General features: G+C 45.5%; 6 protein-coding genes. All 6 read right to left on the reverse strand.

The window, feature by feature from the left end:
• Nucleotides 1-171: 171 nt before the first annotated feature.
• Nucleotides 172-1,062: a DNA-methyltransferase gene (locus AC14M5_RS13485; RefSeq protein WP_484030194.1), complete on the reverse strand. Its 891-nt coding sequence runs from the start codon at nt 1,060-1,062 to the stop codon at nt 172-174.
• A gap of 367 nt (nt 1,063-1,429) precedes the next feature.
• The gene (locus AC14M5_RS13490) at nt 1,430-1,651 is read right to left on the reverse strand and encodes an NUDIX domain-containing protein (protein ID WP_484030195.1); all 222 of its coding nucleotides are present in this window, start codon (nt 1,649-1,651) and stop codon (nt 1,430-1,432) included.
• A 351-nt stretch (nt 1,652-2,002) separates the two neighbouring features.
• The gene (locus AC14M5_RS13495) at nt 2,003-2,125 is read right to left on the reverse strand and encodes a hypothetical protein (protein ID WP_484030196.1); all 123 of its coding nucleotides are present in this window, start codon (nt 2,123-2,125) and stop codon (nt 2,003-2,005) included.
• A gap of 56 nt (nt 2,126-2,181) precedes the next feature.
• Complete coding sequence (locus tag AC14M5_RS13500) at nt 2,182-2,697, reverse strand: transposase (protein WP_484030197.1); 516 nt, start codon at nt 2,695-2,697, stop codon at nt 2,182-2,184.
• Between the two features lie 73 nt (nt 2,698-2,770).
• Nucleotides 2,771-3,046 carry a DNA glycosylase AlkZ-like family protein gene (locus tag AC14M5_RS13505; RefSeq protein WP_484030198.1) on the reverse strand — a complete coding sequence of 92 codons (276 nt, stop codon included), beginning with the start codon at nt 3,044-3,046 and terminating at the stop codon, nt 2,771-2,773.
• 248 nt (nt 3,047-3,294) lie between these two features.
• A partial coding sequence (locus tag AC14M5_RS13510; RefSeq protein WP_484030199.1) for a hypothetical protein occupies nt 3,295-3,688 on the reverse strand: 394 nt, incomplete at its 5' end.

Here is a 3,688-nt window from a genome sequence, read left to right on the forward strand (position 1 = left end):
GATAACCAATATCCTTATCTGATTCTCTTCTGTTGACTTTCACGAATTTCCAGACATCTCGAGCTTTGGCTACAAAACAAACAATTTGATGTTTACCTTGGTTAACCAACAAACAGGGGAATTTGAAGCTTTTTACTGTAGAAGTTTTTTTCATGTGCCCTCCACAACTCTCTATTTGAAATTTGCAGGTTTCTTGGCTACCGATGTGTTTGGGTCTGGTTCTAAAATCGGCTTCTCTAAAGGTCTATAAATTGCTTCTCCCAAAAGCGCCTGCTCACATCTTTCGTGAGCGATTTTGTAATAATGTTCTTCCAATTCAAAGCCAATAAATTTTCTTTTTTCAACTAAGGTTGCGACGCCTGCTGAGCCTACCCCAAGAAAAGGATCTAAAACCGTTCCGTCTAGTGGACAAAGAGCTCGAATAAGTCTCTGGACAAGTGCAACTGGAAACTGACAGGGATGCTCAGTTTTCTCAATATGTAATGCTTTTACATTGGGAATAGTCCATACATCGCTTGGATTTTTTCCGAGAGGATTACCACTGTATTGACCTTTCTTTTCTCCTTTATAATATTTTTTACCCGGATATTTCTGTGGAATTCTTACATTGTCCAAATCGAAGTAATATTCTTCACCTTTCGTAAACCAGAGAATAATCTCATGCCTACCACTAAATCTCTTTTGACCATGTAAGCCATGTTCAAATGTCCAAATGATTCTGTTTCTTAGGAAAAGTTCTGTTGAATTCTTGAAAATATCATAAATTACATAGTCGAGGGGTGTTACTGCTCCGTTCTTAGCATGATAACCAACCTGCCAGCAAATACTTCCGCCTGGTTTGGTGACTCGGATTAGCTCTGGTAATAAGCTGACATGCAGATTGATGAAATCCTTTATATCACTAGATTGATCATAATTTTTGCCCATAAAATATGGCGGAGATGTAACGATTAAATCTATTGATTCATTTGCTAGATTCCTCATTCCAACGAGACAGTTAATGTTATCGATATAACAACGGCTTTTTTTTGAAAAATTAGAACTAATGGAATGTTTATTCATACTCTGATTTTACTCTCTTGATAGTTTGATGCAAGTCTAGGCGATTCTTAATACAGCAAAAAGTTATAGTCAGAATATATATGCTTTCTTATCATTACAAAAATATTGGCCAAGTGGATGGAGAAAACTTTCTTGTGAAGGATTTCCTGTTACAAGACAGTTCGTTTTATCTTTTACCTCTTATCTAAGCATTGGGATCAAGATAGCGAGCGAAAATTGTAGCATAGTCTGGGTGAGCAAGTAGTAATTGTGTGTCTTGCTTCAACGAAAACCAGCCAACGGTACTGTGCTCTTCGAGTTGGCGATTGGTGGGCGTCCCGGTCCATTGCGTGACAAGATAAAGGTACACGGTCACTTGGTCAGCGGTTCACTGGGAAAGTATATCCTCCAGGTAGCTCCATTGTGTGGGAGTAATTCCCAGTTCCTCCTGCAGCTCGCGGATCAAGGTCTGGTAGTGCGGCTCACCGGGTTCTACATGTCCGCCGAATACATCCCAAACGTTAGGATAAAAGGTGCGCGTGGCAGACCGGTGTCCCAGCAGGATTTTTTGCGATTCAATGATCATTGCGGCGACGACCTCATGCGGCATACATGGCTCCTTTTGATGCTGGCAATAAACAGTCCCGTGAAGGATATCCTATCACGGGACTGTTTGTTTTGCTTTTCTTAGTGGCCTCTTTCACTCGATTAAGAGATACGGCTCGGATGCCATCGACATATCCGAGCCGCCGCAATTAATCGGAGAGCCGTTTGGCGAGCCCGGGTCTGGTAGCATACCGCACCACCACCTGCGGCGTCTTGTGCCATGCGGCGCAGGCTCGTAGGGCAGATCGGAAACCCTAAAGGTTTTCTCCGCTGGCTTAGGGTTTCAATTAATGAATTCGTCCCGGCAACCCCTGGTTCTGTTTGATGAAAGAAACCTTTAGGGTTTGTTGACGAGTCAATCAAAGTCGCTGTCGACAAACCACTTTGCCTGGGCGTCGCTTACCCATTGGTTGTGCAGCGATACATACTCCTCCCGGTTTCCAAACCACTTGATGACTTCTGTGCGTTTGACCGGCATGCGCCTTTCCGTCAGAATTGCTCCATACGACGAATAGTTCCAATTGCGAAAGTCATTCACAAATCCGTGCTTCTGCGGGTTTTGGTTGTGCTGTCGCACATATAGGCGATCACATTCCAAAACTGGCGGTCTGTGGTAATGGGAACGCGCCCGAACGGATGCTGGAATAAACTCCCTGTCCGCCCGTAGGCTTTATTGATCGTCTTAGCGTAGGCGTTGAAGAAGTTGGAGAATTGGTCACTTATATAACGAGACCCTAAGGGTTTTCTGGACGGACCCTCCTGCTCATTTGGAAGATGTCCTTGCCCGTTACGACGGGTCTCTATGGAAGAAACCCTTAGGGTCTTTTTCGCTTCAAGAATTTCCTCTTCTGACTTTACCCTCACCGCCACATGAAAATGATTTTTCATCATGCAATACGCGAACAGATCCACAACAGGTAAAACATGCCTTTCGAATAAATTCAGAAATAGAGCATAGTTCCGTTCTTCGACGAAGATATTCTCTCGATTCGTACCGCGATTGTAGATGTGATAGTACGTGTTGTAGAGCAAAGGAGATGGACTGGTCATAGTCCAATATATAACCCCTATTGGTCTTTGAGACCTTTAGGGGTTCTTTACAAAAATCACCTCTAGCGGCAAATTAGTCCGACAGCCGCTTCGCAAGCCCACGTTTGGGCGCATCACGCACCACGACCTTCGGCGTCTTGTGCCAGGCAGCGCAGGCCTTTAAGGCAGCTTTGACCTCCGCGACCATGTCATCATCGACGACCACACCCGGCTCGAAGTGCAGCGCCCTGACCTCGAAGATCCCTTCCTTGCGGTGGGCCTTGGGGTCGAGGCGGCCGATCAGCGCATTGTCCCACAGGATCGGCAGGGTGAAGTAGCCATATTTGCGCCTGGGCGCGGGCGTATACACCGTTTCCAGACCTCCGAGTTCGCCTGTCCTCGAATGGGGATTACAGAGTGCCGCATAATTTCCTAAACTTCATGTTTGAATTTCAACCTACAAAAGATGAAAAGTTTAGTTACACATGCGGAGCATGCGTGAGACTAGCGGTAAGAACTCGGAGATCTTGTTTTCTGCCTTCACCACGCCAAGTGCCTTGATGGTATTGAGAACGAATTGGTCATGAGCATCGGCGAGGACGATAGCGGGCAGCTTTGTTATGGCATGGTTGTCAAAACGTGGAAGGAAGCTATGACCGATGAATATAATTTTTCTAATTCCGAGAACCATTCAGCACTTGGTATCCAGGCCATAAAGAAGAGGATATACAGGCGGTCGTTGCCAACAATGAAAACTTCACGCCAGGGATCCTGAGCAGGAAGACCATCCACTACAATGGCCTGTTTCCCGTCCATCAGGATTTCACTCCGCGTGATATTGAAGCCCTCTCCTGCTTCTGCAATTTTTTCATCTGCCACTTGAGCGGCAGTACGACCTGAAGCGGCTTCCATGCTAACTATTACCACAGCGTCTCCTGGGAAATGGGAATCTGCTCCAGATATGCCATTTGCATTAATGACAACCGCCTTTGGTGGAAAAGCGGTATTTTCC

The organism is Candidatus Villigracilis sp., assembly GCF_057083605.1.

What these genes read in the sequence shown, in the direction of transcription:
- AC14M5_RS13485 (WP_484030194.1), bottom strand. Translation starts at nt 1,062, where the DNA reads ATGAATAAACATTCCATTAGTTCTAATTTTTCAAAAAAAAGCCGTTGT.
- AC14M5_RS13490 (WP_484030195.1), bottom strand. Translation starts at nt 1,651, where the DNA reads ATGCCGCATGAGGTCGTCGCCGCAATGATCATTGAATCGCAAAAAATC.
- AC14M5_RS13495 (WP_484030196.1), bottom strand. Translation starts at nt 2,125, where the DNA reads ATGCCGGTCAAACGCACAGAAGTCATCAAGTGGTTTGGAAACCGGGAG.
- AC14M5_RS13500 (WP_484030197.1), bottom strand. Translation starts at nt 2,697, where the DNA reads ATGACCAGTCCATCTCCTTTGCTCTACAACACGTACTATCACATCTAC.